The sequence below is a fragment of the Streptomyces sp. NPDC088197 genome, from assembly GCF_044741185.1.
GTDB lineage: Bacteria > Actinomycetota > Actinomycetes > Streptomycetales > Streptomycetaceae > Actinacidiphila.
In genome coordinates this window covers 39,928-58,252 of record NZ_JBIUSD010000016.1, presented here as the reverse complement: position 1 = coordinate 58,252, position 18,325 = coordinate 39,928, and the positions used below count along the sequence as shown (strand labels likewise).

Below are 18,325 nucleotides of genomic sequence, written 5' to 3'. Positions count from 1 at the left end.
CCCGATTCCCCGGCCGGTCGCAAATTCCCTCGAACGGGTGAGGTACGGTCCGCGGGACCGTTCCTGCCGGGCCCGCGACCTCCGACTACCGCGCCATCTGCGAAAAGCGTAGGGTCGGGGGGCGTGTCAACACGGACGCACAGAGGAGCGCACATGGACCGCGATGTGGTCGGCACGGCCGACCTGGGAAGGCTGCGTGTCGAGGTGGGACACCACGGCCGATCCGCGGTCTTCGCCCCCACGGGCGAGTTGGACCACCACACCGCTGACCTGCTGAGCGAGCCGCTCGACGCGGCTCTCGACGCAGGCACCACCCGGCTGGTGATCGACTGCTCGGGCCTGGAGTTCTGCGACTCCACGGGGCTGAACGTGTTGCTGAGCGCGCGACTGCGGGCGGACGCCGCCGGGGGGGCCGTCCATCTGGCCGCCATGCAGCCGACGGTCGCCCGCGTTTTCGAGATCACCGGGGCGGACACGGTTTTCACCGTGCACGCCACGCTGGACCAGGCGCTTCAGGAGTAGCGGGGTGCGTACGGGGGCCATGGGACGTGAGTGGCGATTTCCTGCGGGACGATGTTTGGTGGGCTCCCAGACGTGTTCCCGGAGATCGACCGGGAAGAAGACCGACGGACACCTGTTGGACATCCGTGAGGTGAGGCGCTGATGAGCACCACCCGGCCTTACGCTGCGGACGACCGCGGCTCGGATTCGGGCGAGGGTGAGTCCGACGTGTCGGCGCCCGAGCGGGCCGGTCCCGACGAACCGGTGCGGAAGCTGGCGCTGTCGGGCGAGAGCGGCATTGTTCCGCGCGCCCGTGACTTCACCCGGCAGGCACTGCGCGACTGGGGCTGGCTGCCCGCCGCGAGCGCGGACCGCAGAGCCGCCGCCGAGGACGTGCTGCTGGTCGTCTCCGAGCTGGTCACCAACGCATGCCTGCACGCGGGCGGCCCCGACGAGCTGCGGCTGCGCCGCAACCCCAAGTCGCTGCGCCTCGAAGTCGTCGACAGCGGCCCCGGCGAGCCGTCGCCCCGTACCCCGCACCGCGCGGGCCGCCCCGGCGGCCACGGCATGTTCATCGTGCAGCGGCTCTGCCTCGACTGGGGCGTGATCCGCGAGGCCGACCGGCCGGGCAAGACGGTCTGGGCGGAACTGGCCGCACCGGCGTAACCGCGACGGCCGCCGCCCGGCGGCCACGACCGGACCTCTCCCGGTCGCGGCGGACCTTTCCGTACGGCCGCGCCCGTACGCCCGCACCGGTACGCGCCCGCCCTGACGCGTTCCCGTCTGCGCACGCGTGCTTCCGTACGCGCGCGCTCGCCGTCTGTACGCCCGAGCTCGCCTTCCTCCGCGCACGCGTGCTCCCGTACGCGCACGCATGCCTGCTCCCGTACGCCCACGCGCGCCTTCGCGCGCCTGCGGGTCCGCCTTCGCGCGCCCGGTTTCCGTCGGTGCGACGCCTCTCTTCCCTCTCCGACCTCACCGGCGTACCCTCACGCCAAATCTGATGTGCCGTCAGATCTGCCGGTGCGGGTGGCGGCGGAGGGAGATGGGCCGATGAGCAGGACCAGGGCGGGTTTCGTGGTGGCCGGGATAGCGGCGGGGGCGGTCGTCATGACCGGCGCCCCAGCCGCGCAGGCGGCCACGGTGAACGTCAACTACCACTGCAAGACGCCGATCGGCGACAAGAGCGCGGTCTCGCCGATCGACATCGCGGCCACGCCCAGCGGTTCGTCGTACCGCCTGAAGATGACCTTCCAGAAGGGGGTCTCGTCCAGTCCGATCGAGCTGGGCAAGGGGGCGATGAACCCGCACGCGACGATCCTGCTCGGCGGCGCGGACAGCGGTTCGCTCACGGTGACGGGACCGTCCAACCCGGCCCCGATCCCGGCCAACACGCCGATCAAGATCACCGATCTGTCGGGCACGTACACCCCGAAGGCGAGCGGCAAGGTCACCTTCACGCCCGGCGTGCTGACCATCCTGGCGCTGGGCACGACGACGACCTGCACGGCCGATCCCAAGCCGGGGGTGTCGCTCACCCTCACCGTCAAGGCGGCGGGCGGATCGAGCGGTTCCGGCGGATCGAGCGGTTCCGGCGGGTCGAGCGCGTCCGGCGGTACGACGGGCTCCGGCGGCTCGTCGGGTTCCGGCGGTACGAGCGGGGGTTCGAGCGGCAACCTCGCGCAGACCGGCTCCGACGACGGCGTGGTCGCCCTCGGCACCCTCGGCGGCACGGTGCTGCTGTTCGGGGCCGGTGGCGCGCTCTGGCTGACCCGCCGCACCCGGCGCCGCGTCTGACGACCTGACGGATCGTCACATACGGTCGGCGCTCTCCATTGACTTCTCTTGACCGCCCGGCCTCAATGGCCACCGTCGGCGCGGGAAATGGGACGCCGCGTCATGAATATGGATCAAGGGGACGACATGAACGCTCATTCGCGCAGGGCGCCGGGCCGCCGAGGCCCACGAAGACCAGCCACCGTCGCGCGCCGGCTCGTGGCGGTCGTCGGTACGGCGGCGCTCGTCGTCGGCGGCGGGACGGTGCTCGCCGCCTCGGCGCACGCCAACACCCCGGTCGACTTCGCCACGCACTGCGTCCCGCCGGCCGTCGCCGGGCTGCCGCCCATCGACGGCACGTCCACCGCCACCGTCACCGTGGACGACGCGACGCCGAAGGTCGGCGACACCGTCCACGTCACCTACACGCTCAGCCGGGCCGCGGCGAGCAACCCGACCGACATCGCCCTGCCCGCCGACGTGGTCACACCGCACGCCGTCGTGGTGCTCGGCGGCGCGCAGACCGGCGCCGTCACGGTGGACGGCCCCAAGAGCAACCCGCCGATCCCCGGCAAGGGCGCCTTCCCCGCGCTGGTCATGCACGGCAGCTTCACCGCCACCGCGGCGGGCACGATCACGCTGTCGCCCGGCGACTACACCATCCACACCAGCTACATCCTGGAGCTGGACACCGTCTGCACCGTGACGAATCCGCCCGCGCCGGTCTCCGAGACGGTCACGGCGAGCGGCTCGGTGCCGACCAACAACCGTGCCATCGCGCTGAGTTCGGCGTCCGGCGACCCGGGCGCGGCGGTGAGGGTGACCGGCAGCCACTTCACCGAGGGCGCCACCGTCACCATCGCGGGCCGCTCCGGCGCCGACGGGACGGCCGACCGTACGACGGCCACCGCCGACTCCTACGGCGGCTTCACGGCGTCGCTCACCGTCAACGACCCCGCGACCACCGGGATCGTGGCGTACGAGGGCGGCGCGTACGACCCCGCGACCGCCGCCGGACCCGCCGCGTACGCCGTCAATGACAACACCCCCGTACCGCCCGGCGCGCAGAAGGTCACGGCGTCGGTCGTCCCGGGCACGCTGTCGATGACGCAGGCCGGTGACACGGTCACCATGACGCCCGTCGACTTCGGCACGGGCGGCACGTCCAGCGGCGCGCTCAGGACCGTCACCGTCACGGACTTCCGCGGCGGCTCCACCGGCTGGTCGCTCACCGGCAAGGTCAGCGACTTCACCGGCCCGGACGGGTCGCGGATCGGCGCGGACAAGCTCGGCTGGACACCCGCCTGCGCGACCGCGACGGGCAGCCCGAGCAACTGCGTGGCGGGCAGCGCCGGTTCCGTCGGCAGTACGGGAGCCACCCTGGCCTCCGCGCCCGACGCCACCGCGACCGGCGGCGAGTTCACCGTCGACGCCGGTCTCTCACTCGACATTCCGCGGTTCAGCCCCGCCGGAACCTACTCGGGAGTCTTGACCCTGACCCTGACCTGACGCACAGTCAGATACTGCTGCCGACCGAGGGAGTTGACGAGGATGTCGTGGTCGCGAGCACGGTCGTGGTCACCGCCGCCGTCCCGGTCCCGCCCGCGGGCCGCCCGGGTCGGGGCCGACGCGCGGACGCGTACGCGGATACGCGTGCGGCCCCGTCCGCCGCTTCCGGACGTGCTCGCGGGCACACCTGCGGGGACACCCGCGGGGACACCTCCGGGCGTACTTCCTCGCGGACGGGCGCGGGCGCGGGCACGGTCCGCGGCGGCCACGGGCCTGCGCGCGCTCACCGCGACCGGGGCCGTCGTGGCGGTCGGCCTCGCCGCTCTCCTCGGTCCGGCGGCGGGACCGGCCGGCGCCGCCGACAACGGGCGCTGGTCGGTCTTCCCCGCCCCCGCCGCGGGCGCCGCCGACCCCAGTGCCACCGGCCAGGAACGGCAGTTCTTCACCCTCCAGGCCGACCCCGGCACCACCGTCAAGGACAAGGTGTCGGTCTCCAACCTCTCCACCGCGCCGATGACCTTCAGGCTCTACGGCGCCGACGCGTACAACACCCCGCGCGACGGCGGCTTCGCCGTCCGGGGCCCCGACGAGACCAACCGCGACGTCGGCACCTGGATCCGGCTCGCCAAGACCACGCTGACCGTGCCGCCGCGCACCCGCGCCGACATCCCGTTCACCCTCGCCGTCCCGGCCAACGCCTCGCCCGGCGACCACCCCGGCGCGATCGTCGCCCTGGACACCCGGACCGACGAGGGCTCGGGCAAGGTCGCGGTCGGCGTGCGCCGGGCGGTCGGCGCGCGCGTCTACCTGCGGGTCGGCGGGCCGAGCCTGGCCGCGCTCTCCGTCGAACACCTCACCGTCAGCCACGGCGACCCGCTGCTTCCCGGCACCGGCAGCACGGCCGCCACCATCCACTACACGCTGGTCAACCGCGGCAATGTCACCCTCTCGCCGCGCCTGGCCGTCAAGGCCACCGGCCTGTTCGGCCGCACCCTGCTCAACCGCCCGGCCCGCGACCTGCCCCTCGAACTCCTGCCGGGACAGCAGGTCAGCCTCACCGAGAAGTGGGCGGACGCCCCGGCCTTCGACCGCGTCTCGGTCCGGCTGACCGTCAGCACCGCGACCGGCGGCGTCGACGAGCGCGGCACCGCCTCGTACCTCGTCGCACCCTGGCTCGCGGTGGCGCTCGTCCTGGCCGGACTCGCGGTGTCGGCCGTCTGGTACGTACGCCGCCGGCGGTCGCGGCACCCGGCGGCGGAAGCCGCTGAGGCGGCGGCATCTGGCGCAGGGCCGGACGCGGTGCCGGACGCTTCGGATACGTACACGGGCCCCGGTCCGCGTGCGGGCACGGGCGGGGACACCGCCTCAGGTGCGGATACGGGTGCGGACTCCGGGCCCGGCACCGCCGTCATCGGCGCGCCGACGGGCGGGAGCTGACGTGCGGGCGACGCGAAGCGGGCTCCTGGGACGGCGGTTGGGCCTCGGGCGGCGGGCACGGCTCCGGCGGCCGGTCCTCGCCTTCCTCACCGCCCTTGTCCTGACGGCCGGTTCGGCCGTCGCGGCACCGGCAGCGCTCGGCGCGCCCGCCGACTCCGCCGTGCTCCGCGCGCCCGCCGCCGCCACGGCGCCGACCGTCGTGGCGCACCCCGGCGCGGCCCGCCCCGGCGGCGACGTCACCGTGGTCGGCGCGGGCTGGAAACCCGGCACCCTGCTGGCCATCCTGCTCTGCGGCCAGGACGCGATCGGCGGCACCAACTCCTGCGCCAACGCCTCCGGCCGGGCCGTCACCACCGACGCGGCGGGGAAGTTCAGCCGTGGGCTGCCGGTCGTGGCGCCGCCGAAGCCGTGCCCCTGCGTCATCCACGTGTCCACGGTGACCGGTGAACAGCTCACCGTGGACGCGCCGTTCACGGTCACAGGACACCCCACCGCGCCGCTGCCCGCGCGGACCGGCACCGGCAGGCTCGCCGTACTGACCGCGCGGCTGCGCGGCGGCGGCGGACTGCTCACCTGGTTCGGCGCGCCCGCGCACCGCACGCTCGTGTTCACCGTCGGCAATCTGGGCTCGGGCGCTGTCAAGGACCCGGCCTTCGACATCGGCGCCTCGCACGGCGTCTACGCACCCCAGTGGGACCGCCAGCAGTGGCACGGCACGGTCGCGCCAGGCGGCAAACAGCGGATCGGCTTCCCGGTGGAGCTGGGCTCCGGCGCGCACGGCGCGTACACCGTACAGCTGCGCTACGGCGGAAAGGTGCTGGTCACCGAGGCGTGGTCGGTCGGGCGGCCGTGGGGCGTCACCCTCTTCTGGATCCTGCTCTTCCTGGTCGTCCCGGCCGCCGTCTTCCGGCTCGGGATGCTGGCGGTCGACCGGCTCAGGCCCGGCGCGGTGGCCGCCGTGCCCGGCGGGCGGCCCGCGTGGCACCCGGCGACCGTACTGGCCCACCTGCCGCTGAAGGCCGCCGTCCCGCGCGGACGCCACGCGCCGCCCGGACCGCCGCCACCGGCCTCCGCACCCCCGCGGCCCTCGTACGCGCCGGACGCGGGCCCGCTGCCCTGGTTCACCCACGGCGCCCTGCCCGCCCTGCGCGGCTCCGTGCCGCCGCGCTCCTCCGACTCCGACTCCGGGTCCGGCTCCGGCTCCGGGTCCGGCTCCGGGCCCGGGTCCGGCTCCGGGCCCGGGTCCGGACCCGGAGCCGACGAGAGCCCCGCCCCGAGCCCCCCTTCGAAAGGAAGCCCGTGACCATACGACGAAGCGCGTCCGCGGCCGTGGCCGCCCTGCTGCTCGGCGGCGGATCGGTGCTGATGACCGCGGGGGCCGCGCACGCCGCGGAATCCGACTTCGCGACCAGGTGCGTGCCCCCGGCCGCGTCAGGACTCGGCCCCATCGACGGCACCACCAAGGCCGACATCACCGCGCCCGCCACCGCCAAGGTCGGCGACACGGTCACCGTCACCTGGAAGACCGTCCAGGCCGCCTCCAAGAACCCCGACATCATCGACCTGCCCGCCGACAAGGTGCAGCCGTCCGGCAAGGTCACACTCGGCGGCGCCCAGACCGGCACCCTCGACGTCCAGGGCCCGCGCCGGAATCCGGCCATCCCCAAGAACAGCGAAATGAAGCTCTCCGACATGACCGGCACCCTCAAGCTCACCAAGGCCGGTGACATCACCCTCTCCCCGGGCGCCTACACCATCAACGTCAGCTACCCGATCTCCACCGACACCGTCTGCACCCCCACGGCCGCCGTGCCGGTCGCCACCACGATCAAGGTGACGGAGGGGGACGCGACTTCCGGCGGTACGACCACGGGCGGCACGACGACCTCGGGCGGTACGACGACGGGCGGCACGACAACCTCGGGCGGTACGACCACCGGGGGCACGTCCGGCGGCACGTCCGGCGGCACGTCCGGAGGCACGTCCGGCGGGACAGGCGGCGGGACGGGCAGCACCTCGTTCAAGGGGACGTCCGTGGACGTGCCGTACGCCTGCAAGACGCTGATCGGTGACAAGTCGGCCACCTCGAAGGTCGAGATCGACGCGGCGAAGGCGTCCTCCGGCTACGACCTCACCGTGAAGTTCGGCAACAGCGTGATGGACAGCCCGAGTCCGATCAGCAAGGGCATGATCACACCGAGTATCACCGTGCTGCTCAGCGGTGCCCAGACCGGCTCCCTCACCCTCACCGGCTCCCCGAACAGCACCGCCTTCGCCCAGAACGCGCCCATCACCATCGACGACATCAAGGGCCGCTTCGTGCCCGGCAAAACCGGCAAGGTCGGGCTGAGCCCCGGCACTCTCGTCATCAAACTCACCGGCGGCGGCACCGCCGTCGCCACCTGCACGCCCACGAAGGCCGCCCCGGTCTCCCTCACCCTCGACACCACCGCCGCCCCCGGCGGCGGCACGACCGGCTCCACGACCACCGGCGGCACCACCGGCTCCACGACCGGCGGTTCGAGCACGACCGGCTCCACCACCGGCTCCACCACGGGCGGCGACCTCGCCGCCACCGGCTCCGACGCCAACGGCCCCCTCCGCGCCCTCGGTTACGTCGCCGCCACCGCCCTCCTCCTCGGCGCCGCCGTCCTCACCTTCACCCCCTGGCGCCGCTTCCTCCGCCGCTGACCCGCGCAGGACGGCCCGCGACATCAGCCGGGCGACGGGCTGTTGTCGCGGCCCGCGGGACCACGTAGCGTCGGCCGACGTGAACCCCGGACCGGCGCTACGCGCGGCTGTGTGAGCGCGCCGTCGAGTACGGCTTCAGCGGCGAGTGTGTCGCAGGCGGTGCTCGGACAGTTGGGAACACGACTGTGCGGACAGGGCGTCGAACAATCCGGCCGATTCGGTTGTGACTGCCCGTCAAGCGAGGTTCCGCGGGAGCGCCCGCTGGAGTTTTCGTCCCGGTCAGGTGGGATCAAGCAGTCCTTCGGCTCTGGCCCACTCGATGAAGTCCGAGCCGTCGCACGGCAGAAACGCCTCCGCGTCCCGTAACGCGTCGACGACCGCGCAGGCTTGGTGCTCCGTGAGGAGGCCGCCGCGCAGGCCGTGGCAGATCAGTTGGAGCGTAGTCGAAACCGGTACCCCATGGGCGATCGCGACGTTCCGACCGGCCCGGTCGTCGATGACGGCGGTGCACCCGTGTAGTTGGGCGTAAGCGAGAGTGGCTGCTTCACCAAGGTCCTTGGTGTCTCCCGTGCCGCCACCGAGACGGTTGTGGAACGCACTGAACAATGCGAGGAATTCCAGCGAGTCGTCGTTGGATTCGGTCAGCCACACCTGGGCTCCCACCAGGTGCAGACGGCTGTGGCGGGCGGCTCCGCGCCGGATCTCGTGCGCGACGGCGTTGGTCAGCAGGCAGGTTCGGCCTTCGACGAGTTTCGCCAGCACCTCCAGTTGACCGGAACGGGCGAAATAGTTCAGCGGCGAGCTGTCGAACACCAGGCTCGTGTCCGTCATGGCAGGAAGGCCCCGACTTCCCCGCGCAGCGCCTCCAGCGGAACCGGGTGGGGCTGGCCGAGGTCTTCCCTGTGCAGTTGCTTGTCCCGGATGATCTCAAGGGAGCGGGTGGCGGAGATCTTGTAAGTCCGGTAGGCGTGCACGGCTGCCGCTCTGACACCGGTGGGCACATGGCCCTCGGGCAGTTCTTCCACGACCTGTATCCCCGCCTCCATGTAGTCGGCGCGCGTGGGTGAGCTTCGATCGAGGCTGCGGTACTCGTCGCTGTCGATCGCTTCGTAGCCGCGCAGTTGGCGCAGGGCCACGGACCAACTCACCCGGTACTCGGCTGCCAGGACGATGACGGCCGGACGCAGTCTGTGCTCCTCGCGCAGTTGCCGGTAGCGGTCGGTGGCACCAGGCGGGAAAAGGAGGGCTGCGGCGAAAGCGTCGATGGCACGTTCGTGGTCGCTGGTGTCGACGCCCCAGTCGGCGGAGTAGGCGTCGGCGAGGATGTGGTGCCCGAATTCATGGGCCAGGGTGCTGCGTCGTCGGCCCGCGTCCAGGGTGCTGTTGATGACGGCGACTCCGAGGTCGCCCAGGGCCGCGTAGCACCCATCGACCCCCTGCGGCCCGATCGGGGTGGACCAGGCGTAAAGACCTGTCCGCTCCACACAGTTGGCCAGGTTCAAAAGCGGCTTGCCGGGGTCTGCTCCCAGCCGGGACCGGGCATCGCTCGCGGCCGCGAGGACGGCCGGGGCGTCGTCGGCGGTGAAGGGAGCGACCGGTCCACCGCGGCTGGCCGTCCCGAGGGCCGCGGCGTCGACCAGCGTACGCAGATCACGCAGACAGTCCTCCAGTTCGTACTCGCCTGCTCTGTCGTCCCGCTGCGTCGGCTGGGCACGCCTGCTGGCCACGACCGGCGCGGGTGGAGTGACGAACCATGACAGGGGCCGGTCCAGCGCGGTACCGATGGCCGCCAGTTCAAGCGAGTTCAGCTTTCTCCCGCCGACTTCGATCTTCGCGATGGCGGACCGGTCCATGCCGGTGGTCTCCGCCAGTTGTTCCTGGCTGAAGCCACGGACGGACCGTGCCTCTGCGACTCTCGCGCCTACGTCGGCCCACGTCCACTCATCCATTGTTCCAATATCGCACAACGCGAAGGGCTGAAACCAGCGGGCGAGGCCCACCGGCCGGGAGCGCCGGCCGTTTCCAATGTGAGGTGGTCCCGCTCGCGCGTTCCTCTGCCGTCTTCGTCCCTCGTCGTAAACCCTCCTGCGGCCCCCGGAATCCGGCCGCCGCAGGGGGCGCGGCGGGTGGCGTGGGGCGGCTCTTCGTACCACCGCCTCCCCGGCGCCCGGTGCGGACTACCATCAAGCCCATGACCCGCGTACTTCTCGCCGAGGACGACGCATCCATCTCGGAACCGCTCGCGCGCGCACTGCGCCGAGAGGGCTACGAGGTCGAGGTGCGCGAGGACGGACCCACCGCTCTGGAGACGGCACTGCTCGGCGCCGTCGATCTGGTGGTGCTCGACCTGGGCCTGCCCGGCATGGACGGCCTCGATGTGTGCCGCAGGATCCGTACCGAGGGACACACCTTCCCGGTGCTGGTCCTCACCGCGCGGGCCGACGAGGTCGACACCGTCGTCGGCCTGGACGCCGGCGCGGACGACTACGTCACCAAGCCGTTCCGCCTGGCGGAGCTGCTGGCCCGGGTGCGGGCGCTGCTGCGCCGCGGCACCACCGAGTCCACCCAGCCCGCCACCCACGGCGTCCGGATCGACGTCGAGTCGCACCGGGCGTGGATGGGCGACGACGAGCTCCAGCTCACCGCCAAGGAGTTCGACCTGCTGCGTGTGCTCGTACGCGACGCGGGCCGGGTCGTCACGCGGGAGCAGCTCATGCGCGAGGTCTGGGACACCACCTGGTGGTCCTCGACCAAGACGCTGGACATGCACATCTCGTGGCTGCGCAAGAAGCTCGGCGACGACGCGGCCAGCCCCCGCTACATCTCCACCGTGCGCGGCGTCGGCTTCCGGTTCGAGAAGAACTGACACGCTGGCTCCATGCGCCGCCGTCTGATCTCCTCCACGCTGGCCGTGGTGCTCGTCGTGATCGCCGTCTTCGGGATCTCCCTGGTCATCGTGGAGACCCGGACGATCGAGAGCAGCGCCCAGGAGAGCGTGGACTCCGAGGCGGTGCGCCTGGTCGGCATCGTGGAGAACCGCATCCTGGCGGGGGAGAGCATCACCGCCAAGGGCCTGGACCGGCAGATCGCCGCCGACCGTTACGCGGTGGTGCAGGTGTCCGGCCACCCCGAGGTGACGCTCGGCGACAAGCCCAAGGGGCGGGTGCTGGCGTCCCGGCAGTCCGGCGGCCACGGCGAGAAGGTGCTGGTCGAGGAGCCGCGCTCCAAGGTCAGCCAGGAGATCGGCCGCACCCTGCTGGTGATCCTGGCGGTCGCGCTGCTCGCGGTGCTGGCCGCCGTGATACTGGCCGTCCTCCAGGCCCGCCGGCTGGTCAGCCCGCTCACCGATCTCGCCGAGACCGCCGAGCGGCTCGGCTCCGGCGACCCGCGCCCCCGGCACCGCCGCTACGGCGTCCCGGAACTGGACCGGATCGCCGACGTCCTGGACGCCAGCGCCGACCGGATCGGCCGCATGCTCACCGCGGAACGACGGCTCGCGGCCGACGCCTCCCACCAGCTCCGTACGCCGCTGACCGCGCTGTCCATGCGGCTGGAGGAGATCGTGGCGACCGCCGACGACCAGGAGGCGGTCAAGGAGGAGGCGACGATCGCGCTCGGCCAGGTCGAGCGGCTCACCGACGTCGTGCAGCGGCTGCTGACCAACGCCCGCGACCCGCGCAGCGGCTCCGCCGTCGACTTCGACCTCGACGAGGTGATCAAGCAGCAGGTCGAGGAGTGGCGGCCCGCGTACCAGAACGAGAACCGGACCATCGCGCGCTCCGGCACCCGGGGGCTGCGCGCGGTCGGCACCCCCGGCGCGGTCGCGCAGGTGCTCGCCACGCTGATCGAGAACTCGCTGATGCACGGCGCGGGCACCGTCACCCTGCACACCCGCGTCACCGGCAACCAGGCCGTCGTGGAGGTCACCGACGACGGGCAGGGCGTGCCGCCGGACCTCGGCGGGCGGGTCTTCGAGCGGACGGTCAGCGGGCGCAACTCCACCGGGCTCGGCCTCGCGGTCGCCCGCGACCTGGCGGAGGCGGACGGCGGACGGCTGGAACTGCTCCAGCAGCGGCCCCCGGTCTTCGCGCTCTTCCTGTCCCGCGAGATCCCGTCACCGCCGCCCCGCGCGGACGTCGTGAGCTGAGGACGCCGTGAGCTGAGGACGCCGTGAGCTGAGGCGGCCGGAAGAGAAGCCGCTCAGTTGAAGCGGTCGTCTTCCCTGGCCGCCGCGGCCTGCCGGGCCCTGACAGCGGCGCTGGCGGTCGCACCGGACGCCTTCGGCCCCTTGCCGTCGGCCAGGAACGCCTCGGCCTGCTCCACGGCCTCGCGCGCGGGGAGCGCCCGGAAGACCCAGGTCCGGTAGGACCAGAAGCGGAAGAGCGTGGCCACGCCGATGCCGACGAATTTGAAGATGTTGGCCTGGAGCGAGCTGTCCCAGCCGAAGCCGTACACCGCCGTGTAGAGCACGCCGTTCTCGATCACCAGGCCGATGGCGCTGAAGAAGAGAAAGAGGCTGAGCTCCTTCGTGCGGCCCGCCTTGTCGCGGTCACGGTAGGTGAAGTACCGGAAGCCCACGTAGTTGAAGGCGATGGACACCACGGTCGCCAGGATGCTGGCCCGTACGGTCTGGAGCTCGGTGCTGTGCCGCACCAGGTTGAACACCCCGATGTTGACCAGCACACCGGCGGCGCCGACGACCCCGAACTTCGCGATCTCGCGGTACAACAGCCGCAGTCGGGAACGCAGCTCTCGCAGTCCGCTCATGGTGATCGCTCGGCCCTGTCTGTGGAAGGTGGGGGGCGGGTGCCGTCATGGGTGGGAACGGGGTGGAATCCGCTGAGAAACCGGGTGCCGAGGGGGCACGGTCGGTGCCCCTGCGTGTCGCCCCGTGTCTCCGTGTTGTCTCCACCACATGTTAACCGTGCCGTACGGAGCTACGTCGATCGGAGCCGGTCATTCGTGTCCCCGCGTGGCGGATACCCTGGTGGCACCCCCTACGAGTACCAGCCCGCGCACCTCCGGCAGGAAAAAACGTGACATTCCCGGTAGTCGGCATGATCGGCGGCGGCCAGCTCGCCCGCATGACCCACGAGGCGGGCATCCCGCTCGGCGTCAGGTTCAGGATTCTCAGCGACACCCCTCAGGACTCGGCGGCCCAGGTGGTCGCCGACGTGACCGTGGGTGACTACCGGGACCTCGCGACCCTGCGGGCCTTCGCCCAGGGGTGCGACGTGCTGACCTTTGACCACGAGCACGTACCGGCCGAGCACCTGCGCGCCCTGGAGGCGGACGGCGTCGTCGTACGCCCGGGGCCCGACGCGCTGGTGCACGCCCAGGACAAGGGCGTCATGCGCGCCCGCCTCGCCGAGATCGGCGTGCCCTGCCCGGTCAACCGCATCGTCACCGACCCCGCCGACGTCACCCGGTTCGCCGAGGAGCAGGCCGGGGGCTACCCCGTGGTCCTGAAGACCGTGCGCGGCGGCTACGACGGCAAGGGCGTGTGGATCGCCCGCTCCGAGGCCGACGCCGCCGAGCCCTTCCGCGCGGGCGTCCCGGTGCTCGCCGAGGAGAAGGTGGACTTCGTACGGGAGCTGGCCGCCAATGTCGTCAGGTCGCCGCACGGCCAGGCCGTCGCGTACCCGGTCGTGGAGTCCGTCCAGGTCGACGGGGTGTGCGACACCGTGATCGCGCCCGCGCCCGGCCTGTCCGACGCCCTGTCCGCGCGGGCCCAGCAGCTCGCGCTGACCGTCGCGCGCGAGCTGGGCGTGGTCGGCCACCTCGCCGTGGAGCTGTTCGAGACCCGCGCGGCCGACGGCAGCTCCGCCATCCTGGTGAACGAGCTGGCGATGCGCCCGCACAACAGCGGCCACTGGACCATGGACGGCGCCGTCACCTCGCAGTTCGCCAACCACCTGCGCGCCGTCCTCGACCTGCCGCTCGGCGACCCGCGCCCGCGCGCCCGCTGGACGGTCATGGCCAACGTGCTCGGCGGCGACTTCCCCGACATGTACGCGGCCTACCTGCACTGCATGGCCCGCGACCCGGGTCTGAAGATCCACATGTACGGCAAGGACGTGAAGCCCGGCCGTAAGGTCGGCCACGTCAACACCTACGGCGACGACCTGGCGGACGTGCGCGAGCGCGCCCGGCACGCGGCCGACTATCTGCGAGGAACGATCGATGAGTAACCCCGCCGCTTCCGCCGGGAGCCCGCTGGTCGGCGTCGTGATGGGCTCGGACTCCGACTGGGAGGTCATGGAGGCCGCCGCGCAGATCCTCGACGAGTTCGAGGTGCCCTACGAGGTCGACGTGGTCTCCGCGCACCGCATGCCGCACGAGATGATCGCGTACGGCGAGCAGGCCGACGGCCGCGGCCTGAAGACCATCATCGCGGGCGCGGGCGGCGCCGCCCACCTGCCCGGCATGCTCGCCTCCGTCACCCCGCTGCCGGTCATCGGCGTGCCCGTGCCGCTGAAGTACCTCGACGGCATGGACTCGCTGCTGTCCATCGTCCAGATGCCCGCGGGCGTCCCGGTCGCCACCGTCTCGGTCGCGGGCGCCCGCAACGCCGGGCTGCTCGCCATCCGCATCCTCGCCGCCCACGACCCCGAACTCCTCACCCGGATGCGGGAGTTCCAGCAGTCGCTCAACGAGCAGGCGACGGAGAAGGGCAAGCGGCTGCGCGCGAAGGCGAAGGGCGCGGGCGGCTTCGGCTTCTGACCCGCAAGGCGCGTAAGCCCGTAGGCCCGTAGCCCCGCAAGGCCCGCAAGGGCCGCCGCCCTCGGCTCCCGGCCGCCGACGCCAACACCCGCTCCCCACCCGGAGGTACGACGTGGACCACCTGACGCACGCCCGCGAACTGCTCGCCGCCCACCCCGTGGTGGACGGGCACAACGACCTGCCGTGGGCGCTGCGCGAACAGGTGGCGTACGACCTCGACCGGCTCGACATCGCCGCCGACCAGAGCGACCGGCTGCACACCGACATCCCGCGGCTGCGGGCGGGCGGCGTCGGCGCGCAGTTCTGGTCGGTGTACGTGTCGGTGGAGCTGACCGGCGGCGAGGCTGTCACCGCGACGCTCGAACAGATCGACGTCGTACGGCGGTTGGCCGACCGCTACCCGGCCGACCTGCGGCTCGCGCTGACCGCCGACGACATGGAGACCGCCCGTACCGAGGGCAGGATCGCCTCCCTGATGGGCGCCGAGGGCGGCCACTCCATCGACTGCTCGCTGGGGACGCTGCGCGGCCTGTACGACCTCGGCGTCCGCTACATGACGCTCACGCACAACGACAACACACCGTGGGCGGACTCGGCGACCGACAAGCCCGTCGCGGGCGGTCTCACCGCCTTCGGCGAGGAGGTCGTGCGCGAGATGAACCGGCTCGGGATGCTGGTGGACCTCTCCCACGTCTCGCCCGACACCATGCGCGCCGCGCTGCGGGTCGCCGAGGCCCCGGTGCTCTTCTCGCACTCCTCGTCCCGCGCCGTCTGCGACCACGTGCGCAACATCCCCGACGACGTCCTGGCCGCGCTGCCCGCCAACGGCGGTGTCGCGATGGCGACCTTCGTGCCCAAGTTCATCCTGCCCGCCGCCATCGAGTGGACCGCGGCGGCCGACGAGAACATGCGCGCCCACGGCCTGCACCACCTCGACACCACCCCGGACGGCATGGCCGTGCAGCGCGCGTACGAGGCCGCCCACCCGCGCCCGGCCGCCACGGCGGCCACCGTCGCCGACCACCTCGACCACATGCGGGCCGTCGCGGGCGTCGACCACATCGGCATCGGCGGCGACTACGACGGCACGGCCTTCACCCCCGACGGCCTCGCCGACGTCTCCGGCTACCCGCACCTGATCGCCGAACTGCTCACCCGCGGCTGGTCCGACCCGGACATCGCCAAGCTGACCTGGCAGAACGCGGTACGGGTGCTGCGCGAGGCCGAGTCGGCCGCCGCGGCGATCCGCGCCCGGCGCGGCCCCTCGACGGCGACGATCGCGGCCCTGGACGGCCCGCGCGCCTGACCCCGTGGAGGCGAAGGCGCCCGCTCAGAGCACCTTGCGCCGCACCAGCGCGCCCAGCGTCAGCGCGGCGGGCACCAGCGGCAGCCAGACCGTGACGATGCGGTAGCCGAGCACGGCGGAGGCGGCGGCGGTCGTCGAGGCGCCCGCCGCCACCAGGGCCAGGGCGAGCGCCGCGTCGACCGACCCGATCCCGCCGGGCGTGGGCACGGCCGCCGCCAGACACGTGGCGAGCAGATACGCGAGCGCGACGTGCGCGGCGGAGACCGGTATCCCCAGCGCGAGCGTGACCGCGGCGAGACCGGCGGCCTGGAGCGCGGGGAAGGCCAGCGAGCCGCCCCACAGCGCGAGCGCGCGGGACGGCCGGGTGTGCAGCGTGCGGGCGTCGGTGAGTGCCGCCGCCAGGAAGTCGCGGATCGTACGGCGCAGCGGCCGGAGCAGCGCCAGCGCGAGCGCCGCCGCGCCGAGCACGAGAACGGCCAGCAGCCCGAGGAGCAGCAGCGCGTTGCCGTCGGGCAGCAGGCCGCGCAGGTGCAGCGCGTGCGGGAAGAGCGCGAGCAGCACCAGCAGCAGCGTCACCCGGCCGACGGACTCCGCCAGCGAGTACAGCGCGAGGGCGGCCGACGAGCGGAGCAGCGGAAGCCCCTGGGTGCGCAGGAAGCGCAGATTGACCGCGCTCGCGCCGATCCCGGCGGGGGCGAGCTGTCCCGCGGCCGACGCGGCGAACTGCGTGGCCAACAGGCGGGCGGGCGGCAGCGGTTCGAGCACGGTGCCCTGCCGGGCCACGGCGTTGGCGACCCAGCCGAGGCCGGTCGCCGCGAGCGCGGCCAGCAGCCAGCCACGGTTGGCGGCCAGCAGGTCACGGCAGCCGGTCTCGATCAGCGACCAGTGCTGCGACACCCAGCCGCCGACGAGCAGCACGGGTATGAGCCCGGCGAGGGTGCGCCACGGCACCCGCGTACGCCTGCGGGCCGGTCGCCCGGCCGCTTCCCCGGCGTCCCCCTCGTCGCCGTCCCCCTCTTCCCGCCCCTCGTCCCCCTGATGTATTCGTTCTCGCTGCTCCAGTGGTGCGGCTTCCCCCGGTGGTCGTCGCAGGGATGCCCGCAGCCGCAGTGGAGTTCGGAGCATGGCCACCGCTCTCGGTCGTCCCCGCCAGTCACGCGCCTACCGGATCGTAGTACCGCGAGCAGGATGCAACGGCCGGAATACGGCCGGGCGTCGGACGGCCGATGACCAGGGGGCGGAGCGGTGACCGCGGGGCGACGGCGGCGGGGCCGCCGGGGGACGGCGGCCGTTCAGCAGGCGCAGAGGCAGAACGGGTGCCCGGCGGGGTCCGCGTACACGCGCCAGTTGCGCGCGCCGTCCAGGTCGCCCTCCAGGAGCGTCGCGCCCAGCGCGAGCACCTGCTTCTCCGCGCTGTCCATCGCGGCGCGCTCCACAGCGATGTCGAGGTGGAACTGCTGGGGGCGCTCGGGGTCGGGCCAGCGGGGCGCCCGGTGGGCCGGGGCGAGCTGGAAGGACAGGCGCTGGCCGTCCTCGCGGTTGAGGTCGACCCAGTCGTCCTCCGACGCGTCGACCGTGCCGCCGACCAGCTCGGCGTAGAAGGCGGCCAGCGCGCGCGGGTCGGGACAGTCCAGGACGACCGCGCCCAAGGTGCCGATCATGACGGATTCCTCTCGTGGTGGGCTGCCGTGCCACCGGCCGGTGCCGTGGTCGCCGGACAGCGGTTAGCGCTTACCAGTACAGCGGTTACCAGTACAGCGGTCTCAGCCGGTAACGGTTACTTCATCATGGCGGAGTGGCGGTAACGTTTCAAGGGTGGAGCAGCCCGGAGAACGCAGTCCCGCGCCTGGACCGCTGCGGCTGGTCCAGGACCTGGTCAACACCGTCGACCTGGAGAGCGGCGACGACGCGCTGCGCACCCCGGCGGAGCTGGCCGCCTGGGCGGGGGAGCGCGGCATCGAGGGGCCCGGCTTCGGCCCCGGAGGGCTCGCCGACGTCCTGGTCCTGCGCGAGGCGCTGCGCGACGTCTGCCAGGCCCACGCGGGCGTCGACGTACCGCCCGCCACCCTGGAGGCGCTGGAACGCCTGCTGTCCCGCGCGCCGCTGCGTCTGACCGTCGACGCCGAGGGCGCCGCCGCCGTACGCCCCGCCCCCGGCCTGACCGGACCCCCGGCCCTCACCGCCCGCGTCGCCGCCGTCGTCGTCTCGGCCGTCGCGGACGGCACCTGGCCCCGCCTCAAGGCGTGCGCGGCCGACACCTGCCGGTGGGTCTACTACGACCGCAGCCCCTCGGGCCGCAGCCGCTGGTGCACGATGGCGATCTGCGGGAGCCGCGCCAAGATGCGGGCGTACCGCAGCCGTACGCGCTGAGGCTCGTGACGC

The 18,325-nt window shown here is 72.9% G+C and carries 18 protein-coding genes; 13 read left to right on the top strand and 5 right to left on the bottom strand.

Features of this window, described 5'->3' with window-relative positions; genetic code table 11:
• Window positions 1-153: 153 nt before the first annotated feature.
• From ACIOC1_RS29530 to ACIOC1_RS29500, 7 genes are all read left to right on the top strand, one after another.
• Window positions 154-522, top strand: a complete 369-nt coding sequence (locus ACIOC1_RS29530; RefSeq protein ID WP_355346986.1) for an STAS domain-containing protein — start codon at window positions 154-156, stop codon at window positions 520-522.
• Window positions 523-663: 141 nt separating this feature from the next.
• Window positions 664-1,167 (top strand): ATP-binding protein, encoded by a 504-nt coding sequence (locus ACIOC1_RS29525; protein ID WP_355346989.1) that lies wholly within the window; start codon window positions 664-666, stop codon window positions 1,165-1,167.
• Between the two features lie 387 nt (window positions 1,168-1,554).
• Window positions 1,555-2,298: a peptidase gene (locus tag ACIOC1_RS29520; RefSeq protein WP_391162263.1), complete on the top strand. Its 744-nt coding sequence runs from the start codon at window positions 1,555-1,557 to the stop codon at window positions 2,296-2,298.
• 126 nt (window positions 2,299-2,424) lie between these two features.
• A complete protein-coding gene (locus ACIOC1_RS29515; RefSeq protein WP_401856965.1) occupies window positions 2,425-3,786 on the top strand; it encodes a beta-xylosidase in 1,362 nt (453 codons plus the stop codon).
• Window positions 3,787-3,930: 144 nt separating this feature from the next.
• Entirely contained in the window at window positions 3,931-5,223 is a 1,293-nt protein-coding gene (locus ACIOC1_RS29510) for a WxL protein peptidoglycan domain-containing protein (protein WP_401856963.1), read from the top strand.
• A 100-nt stretch (window positions 5,224-5,323) separates the two neighbouring features.
• Complete coding sequence (locus ACIOC1_RS29505; protein ID WP_401857046.1) at window positions 5,324-6,526, top strand: hypothetical protein; 1,203 nt, start codon at window positions 5,324-5,326, stop codon at window positions 6,524-6,526.
• Window positions 6,523-7,914 carry a hypothetical protein gene (locus ACIOC1_RS29500; protein WP_401856961.1) on the top strand — a complete coding sequence of 464 codons (1,392 nt, stop codon included), beginning with the start codon at window positions 6,523-6,525 and terminating at the stop codon, window positions 7,912-7,914. Before ACIOC1_RS29505 ends, ACIOC1_RS29500 begins: the two co-directional genes overlap by 4 nt.
• Window positions 7,915-8,193: 279 nt before the next feature.
• Here ACIOC1_RS29500 and ACIOC1_RS29495 read toward each other — a convergent pair whose 3' ends face one another.
• Together ACIOC1_RS29495 and ACIOC1_RS29490 are read right to left on the bottom strand one after the other, a co-directional pair.
• A complete protein-coding gene (locus ACIOC1_RS29495; protein WP_391051538.1) occupies window positions 8,194-8,745 on the bottom strand; it encodes a hypothetical protein in 552 nt (183 codons plus the stop codon).
• Entirely contained in the window at window positions 8,742-9,863 is a 1,122-nt protein-coding gene (locus tag ACIOC1_RS29490; RefSeq protein WP_401856959.1) for a helix-turn-helix domain-containing protein, read from the bottom strand. The genes ACIOC1_RS29495 and ACIOC1_RS29490 overlap by 4 nt, the downstream gene beginning before the upstream one ends.
• Before the next feature lie 242 nt (window positions 9,864-10,105).
• Between ACIOC1_RS29490 and ACIOC1_RS29485 the strand changes: the two genes are divergently transcribed.
• Together ACIOC1_RS29485 and ACIOC1_RS29480 are read left to right on the top strand one after the other, a co-directional pair.
• A complete protein-coding gene (locus ACIOC1_RS29485) occupies window positions 10,106-10,780 on the top strand; it encodes a response regulator transcription factor (protein WP_188285980.1) in 675 nt (224 codons plus the stop codon).
• A gap of 12 nt (window positions 10,781-10,792) precedes the next feature.
• Window positions 10,793-12,061 (top strand): ATP-binding protein, encoded by a 1,269-nt coding sequence (locus tag ACIOC1_RS29480; RefSeq protein ID WP_355347004.1) that lies wholly within the window; start codon window positions 10,793-10,795, stop codon window positions 12,059-12,061.
• 53 nt (window positions 12,062-12,114) lie between these two features.
• Here ACIOC1_RS29480 and ACIOC1_RS29475 read toward each other — a convergent pair whose 3' ends face one another.
• The gene (locus ACIOC1_RS29475; protein ID WP_355347007.1) at window positions 12,115-12,681 is read right to left on the bottom strand and encodes a GtrA family protein; all 567 of its coding nucleotides are present in this window, start codon (window positions 12,679-12,681) and stop codon (window positions 12,115-12,117) included.
• Between the two features lie 290 nt (window positions 12,682-12,971).
• Between ACIOC1_RS29475 and ACIOC1_RS29470 the strand changes: the two genes are divergently transcribed.
• From ACIOC1_RS29470 to ACIOC1_RS29460, 3 genes are all read left to right on the top strand, one after another.
• Window positions 12,972-14,105: a 5-(carboxyamino)imidazole ribonucleotide synthase gene (locus ACIOC1_RS29470; RefSeq protein ID WP_391051693.1), complete on the top strand. Its 1,134-nt coding sequence runs from the start codon at window positions 12,972-12,974 to the stop codon at window positions 14,103-14,105.
• Window positions 14,098-14,637 (top strand): 5-(carboxyamino)imidazole ribonucleotide mutase, encoded by a 540-nt coding sequence (purE, locus tag ACIOC1_RS29465; protein ID WP_355347013.1) that lies wholly within the window; start codon window positions 14,098-14,100, stop codon window positions 14,635-14,637. Before ACIOC1_RS29470 ends, purE begins: the two co-directional genes overlap by 8 nt.
• A gap of 112 nt (window positions 14,638-14,749) precedes the next feature.
• Window positions 14,750-15,943 carry a dipeptidase gene (locus ACIOC1_RS29460; protein WP_401856956.1) on the top strand — a complete coding sequence of 398 codons (1,194 nt, stop codon included), beginning with the start codon at window positions 14,750-14,752 and terminating at the stop codon, window positions 15,941-15,943.
• A gap of 24 nt (window positions 15,944-15,967) precedes the next feature.
• On the opposite strand, the gene ACIOC1_RS29455 is transcribed toward ACIOC1_RS29460, so the two are convergent.
• Window positions 15,968-16,894: a lysylphosphatidylglycerol synthase domain-containing protein gene (locus tag ACIOC1_RS29455; protein WP_355347019.1), complete on the bottom strand. Its 927-nt coding sequence runs from the start codon at window positions 16,892-16,894 to the stop codon at window positions 15,968-15,970.
• A 341-nt stretch (window positions 16,895-17,235) separates the two neighbouring features.
• Complete coding sequence (locus ACIOC1_RS29450) at window positions 17,236-17,604, bottom strand: VOC family protein (RefSeq protein WP_355347022.1); 369 nt, start codon at window positions 17,602-17,604, stop codon at window positions 17,236-17,238.
• A gap of 154 nt (window positions 17,605-17,758) precedes the next feature.
• On the opposite strand from ACIOC1_RS29450, the gene ACIOC1_RS29445 reads away from it, so the two are divergent.
• A complete protein-coding gene (locus tag ACIOC1_RS29445) occupies window positions 17,759-18,313 on the top strand; it encodes a CGNR zinc finger domain-containing protein (RefSeq protein ID WP_401856954.1) in 555 nt (184 codons plus the stop codon).
• Window positions 18,314-18,325 lie beyond the last annotated feature (12 nt).

What these genes read in the sequence shown, in the direction of transcription:
- ACIOC1_RS29530 (WP_355346986.1), top strand. Translation starts at nt 154, where the DNA reads ATGGACCGCGATGTGGTCGGCACGGCCGACCTGGGAAGGCTGCGTGTC.
- ACIOC1_RS29525 (WP_355346989.1), top strand. Translation starts at nt 664, where the DNA reads ATGAGCACCACCCGGCCTTACGCTGCGGACGACCGCGGCTCGGATTCG.
- ACIOC1_RS29520 (WP_391162263.1), top strand. Translation starts at nt 1,555, where the DNA reads ATGAGCAGGACCAGGGCGGGTTTCGTGGTGGCCGGGATAGCGGCGGGG.
- ACIOC1_RS29515 (WP_401856965.1), top strand. Translation starts at nt 2,425, where the DNA reads ATGAACGCTCATTCGCGCAGGGCGCCGGGCCGCCGAGGCCCACGAAGA.
- ACIOC1_RS29495 (WP_391051538.1), bottom strand. Translation starts at nt 8,745, where the DNA reads ATGACGGACACGAGCCTGGTGTTCGACAGCTCGCCGCTGAACTATTTC.
- ACIOC1_RS29490 (WP_401856959.1), bottom strand. Translation starts at nt 9,863, where the DNA reads ATGGATGAGTGGACGTGGGCCGACGTAGGCGCGAGAGTCGCAGAGGCA.
- ACIOC1_RS29485 (WP_188285980.1), top strand. Translation starts at nt 10,106, where the DNA reads ATGACCCGCGTACTTCTCGCCGAGGACGACGCATCCATCTCGGAACCG.
- ACIOC1_RS29480 (WP_355347004.1), top strand. Translation starts at nt 10,793, where the DNA reads ATGCGCCGCCGTCTGATCTCCTCCACGCTGGCCGTGGTGCTCGTCGTG.
- ACIOC1_RS29475 (WP_355347007.1), bottom strand. Translation starts at nt 12,681, where the DNA reads ATGAGCGGACTGCGAGAGCTGCGTTCCCGACTGCGGCTGTTGTACCGC.
- ACIOC1_RS29470 (WP_391051693.1), top strand. Translation starts at nt 12,972, where the DNA reads ATGATCGGCGGCGGCCAGCTCGCCCGCATGACCCACGAGGCGGGCATC.
- purE (WP_355347013.1), top strand. Translation starts at nt 14,098, where the DNA reads ATGAGTAACCCCGCCGCTTCCGCCGGGAGCCCGCTGGTCGGCGTCGTG.
- ACIOC1_RS29450 (WP_355347022.1), bottom strand. Translation starts at nt 17,604, where the DNA reads ATGATCGGCACCTTGGGCGCGGTCGTCCTGGACTGTCCCGACCCGCGC.